The organism is Planctomycetota bacterium (assembly GCA_016872555.1).
GTDB lineage: Bacteria > Planctomycetota > Planctomycetia > Pirellulales > UBA1268 > F1-20-MAGs016.
This window is the reverse complement of the sequence record VGZO01000129.1, coordinates 1-2,267: the sequence shown is the minus strand read 5'-3', so window position 1 is coordinate 2,267 and position 2,267 is coordinate 1. Positions and strand designations below refer to the sequence as shown.

Here is a 2,267-nt window from a genome sequence, read left to right as displayed (position 1 = left end):
CACCGCGGGGAGCTTGTGCCCGGGGGTTGCCGGTCGAGATGCCGACAGCCGCGGCGTCAGTCGAGCGGTTCGGAGCGGAACGCCGCGCCGAGGTAGCGGAAGGCGCGGCTGGCGTCGAGCGCGTGCCGCGAGACCTCCGCGGCGGGGTCGTCGTCCTCGAGGGCGTGCTCGAGCTCCTCGAGGCGGTCCTGGTAGAGGCGCGACTTGGCGCGGTGGTAGTCGCTGACGCGGCTGTGACGGAGGTAGGCGCCGACCACGAGGCGCCGGTTCCAGCCCTCGCAGACCGGGATCCAGTCGGCCGCTCGTTTCGTGTCGCCGCTGATGGCGCTGGTCACCGCCTCGACGTTGGCCGCGGAGAGCTCCTCGAGCGCGACCTCCGGCGGCGGGTAGTAGGCGTAGCAGCCGACGACACTGGCGGCGACGATCCCCCCCAGGCAGGCCAGCGCCAGCACCGGCGCGGGCAGGACGATGTCGTACCGGCCGACGCCGGTGTCCTTCTCCGGGGCGTGCAGCAGCCAGGCGTCGACGCGCCCGGCGGGATCGCAGCGCCGCAGGGCCGCGCCGGCGAGCATGAGCACGCCGAGCAATCCCGCGCCGATCCATTCGTGGGGCAGCGTCTCCATCCGGATCCGGTGGAGGATGTCGGCGGCGAAGCCCCCCGCCGGTGCCGCACCGGCGCCGTACGGGGCGCAGAACCTGTCGAACGCATGGGTGTGGCCGGCATCCTCGGCGTCCGCAGGATAGAGCGGCCTTTCGATCCCGTAGGAGATCGCCAGCACCACCGCGACCATCAACACGATCCACACCGCGAGTTTGCGCCAGCCGTAGGTCAGCCACATCCAGGCGACGAGGCCGAGGTTCATGCCGGCGCCGAACGAGAGCAGCACGAAGGCGGCGCCGATCGAGTTGCCGTGCTGGAACATCGACCCGAGCTGCCCCATCACCGTCATCGGCGTGGCGTAGGCCGGCAGGGCAACGGCCGTCATCACCAGCGGCGCCGCCCGGTTGTCGTGGCCGAGGACGTTCTGCAGCGTGCCCGGCGGGAGCAGGGCCGCCAGGATCCCGACGCCGAGCAGGCCGACGCCGATGAGTGCCGCCGTGCCGCTGACCGCCTCGCGGGCCATCGCCACGGCGATCGCCAGCATCCGCTTCGCTCCCGGGGGCGGTGCGGGAGGCTCGACGACGGGCAGTTCGGTGCCGGGAAACAGCCTGTCGAACAGCCCCCCGGAGAGCATCACGACGACCAGCGAGCAGGCGGCGAACGCCATGATCGACAGCGGCTTGGAGAGTGTCAGCCCGTAGAGGATCGAGAGCGGATCGAACAGCGGGCTCGACAGCGCGAACGCGAAGATCGTCCCCACGGCGATGCCGCTGGCGCGCAGCTGCCGGCAGACGGGGATCACCCCCAGCGAGCAGCCGGGGAGGATCATCCCGATCAGCCACGACTGGACCAGGGACGACAGCGAGTTGGAGCCGAACAGGCGCCGCGTGTGGACGCGGCCGAGCAGCTTGTCGAGGACCGCGGCGATGCACAGCCCGGTGAGGATGAACGGCGCCCCCTGGAGGAGCGCCTGGATCATCCGCAGGACGATGCTCCAGAGGAGTGCCATGGCCTACGGTTCCTCGGCGCCGGGCGCGGCCGGGAGCGTGGCCACGATCGCCGCGAGCCGGTCGGCGGTCGCGGCAAGGTCGGCGGCGACCTCGGCGGCGGTCGCGCCGGGGTCGCCGAGACGGGCACTGCCCCGCGCGGCGAGGGCGGCGACCTCGTCCCAGGCCGCACGGTTCAGTTCGGTGTCGGCGGCGAGCTGCGGCAGCCAGCGGAGGATGTCGGCGAGCTCGTTCCGCGCCGCGGCGGCCTCCGTCCCGGCGAGGCGCTCGGTGCGCGATCGGATCGCGGGACCGGCGCCGGCGAGCGTGCCGGGGTGGTGGGAGGGGCGCTGGTGCGCGTGGTCGCCGCCGATCGTCGTCGGCGCGGGGCGCGAGCAGGCTGGAAGGAGCGTGCCGGCCAGCGCCGCCAGCAACGTCCAAGACCAGTTGCGGCAGCGGCTCATGGCAGGCTTCAGCGTCGTCGCCTGCGGTGCGGAAGCGACGGCCGCTCCCGATTGCAAGCGCAAAGCAATTGCAGCAATTCTACCGGCGAATCGGGTGGCCGCCACTGCCGGGAACGACGGTTCAGCCCTGCCGGCGTGCCCGCGACCGACTCCGGCAGCGCCGCACCACGAGGGCCGCCATGCCGACCGCCGCCAGGGCCCACATCGTGGGTTCCG

General features: G+C 72.9%; 2 protein-coding genes. Both read right to left on the bottom strand.

Translation table 11 applies throughout. The annotated features are described in order from the left end of the window. Positions 1-56: 56 nt before the first annotated feature. On the bottom strand, positions 57-1,610 hold the full coding sequence (locus FJ309_17440) for a hypothetical protein (protein ID MBM3956357.1): 1,554 nt from the start codon (positions 1,608-1,610) through the stop codon (positions 57-59). Between the two features lie 3 nt (positions 1,611-1,613). Next, positions 1,614-2,051 (bottom strand): hypothetical protein, encoded by a 438-nt coding sequence (locus FJ309_17435; protein MBM3956356.1) that lies wholly within the window; start codon positions 2,049-2,051, stop codon positions 1,614-1,616. Positions 2,052-2,267: the final 216 nt, after the last annotated feature.

Excerpts from the sequence above, each read along its gene's own strand:
- FJ309_17440 (MBM3956357.1), bottom strand. The coding sequence starts at position 1,610 with ATGGCACTCCTCTGGAGCATCGTCCTGCGGATGATCCAGGCGCTCCTC.
- FJ309_17435 (MBM3956356.1), bottom strand. The coding sequence starts at position 2,051 with ATGAGCCGCTGCCGCAACTGGTCTTGGACGTTGCTGGCGGCGCTGGCC.